At 70.6% G+C, this 1,120-nt stretch carries 2 protein-coding genes and 1 pseudogene; all 3 read right to left on the bottom strand.

Going from position 1 to position 1,120, the window contains the following annotated elements; all coding sequences use genetic code 11:
- A pseudogene (locus G3N94_RS41635) lies at positions 1-222 on the bottom strand (cobalamin biosynthesis protein CbiG); the annotation flags it as partial.
- Positions 219-953 carry a precorrin-2 C(20)-methyltransferase gene (locus G3N94_RS41630; protein WP_205799947.1) on the bottom strand — a complete coding sequence of 245 codons (735 nt, stop codon included), beginning with the start codon at positions 951-953 and terminating at the stop codon, positions 219-221. The gene G3N94_RS41630 and the pseudogene G3N94_RS41635, both read right to left, overlap by 4 nt.
- A partial coding sequence (locus G3N94_RS41625) for a precorrin-8X methylmutase (RefSeq protein WP_205799948.1) occupies positions 950-1,120 on the bottom strand: 171 nt, incomplete at its 5' end. The genes G3N94_RS41630 and G3N94_RS41625, both read right to left, overlap by 4 nt.

The raw sequence follows: 1,120 nt of genomic DNA, 5'->3' as shown, positions 1-1,120 counted from the left end.
CGCGACGCAGCGGATCACGATGCCGGCCGCGCACAGTGCGACGATCGGCAGGCCGCGCGCATACAGTTCGCGCAGGTGTGCGCCGAGCTCGTCGAACGGCACGTCGGCGGCGACGCGCGACGCGAGGCCGTGCACCTGCGCGCCCGGATAGCGCGCCTGGATGCGCCGCGCGGTGTCGAGCGCGCCCGCGCCGAGAATCACGATCGCAGGCGGGGTCGTCATCCTTGCCATTTTTCCCCCGGCACGACGAGCAGCGAAAAATACGGCGACGCCATCGGGTCGACCTCGTCGAGCGGCACGATGCGCTGGTTCGCCATCGTTGCGCGCTCCACGTACAGCGCGCGCTTTGCCAGGCCCAGCGCGTCGAGCACGCGCCGCACCTTGTCGAAGTTGCGGCCGAGCTTCATGATCACCGCCGCGTCGGCCTGCGCGAGCCGCGCGCGCAGTTCGTCCTCCGGCAGCACGCCGGACAGCACCGACAGGCTCTGGTTGCGGTACACGAGCGGCTGGCCGAGCACGGCCGTGCCGCCGAGCATCGAGCACACGCCCGGCACGACTTCGGTGTCGTAGCGCGGCGCGAGACGATCGTGCAGATACATGTACGAGCCGTAGAAGAACGGATCGCCTTCGCAGATCACCGCGACGTCGCGCCCCGCGTCCAGATGCGCGGCGACGACGTCGGCCGCCGTGTCGTAGAAATCGGCGATCACGGTTTCGTAGCAGAGCGGCGGCGGCAGCGCTTCGGTCGTCACCGGGTAGACGAGCGGCAGTTGCACCTGCGCGTCGAGCAGATGCGCTTCGACGATCCCATACGCATTGCCTTTCTTGCCCTTCGCGACGAAATACGCGACCACCGGCGCGGCCTGCAGCAGGCGCACCGCCTTCAGCGTCATCAGTTCGGGGTCGCCCGGGCCGACGCCGAGGCCGAACAGGCGTCCGCGCGCGGCTGTCATTCGACCTCCGTCGCAAGCGCGTTGACGGCGGCCGCCGCCATCGCGCTGCCGCCGCGCCGGCCGAGCAGTGCCACGTACGGCACGCCGCGGCTGTCGGCCGCGAGCAGCGCCTTCGATTCGGCCGCGCCGATGAAGCCGACCGGGAAACCGAGGATCAGCGCGGGGCG

This window comes from Burkholderia sp. Ac-20353, from assembly GCF_017104785.1.
GTDB lineage: Bacteria > Pseudomonadota > Gammaproteobacteria > Burkholderiales > Burkholderiaceae > Burkholderia.
Note: the sequence above shows the minus strand (reverse complement) of the source record. Positions and strands in the feature narration are given on the sequence as shown.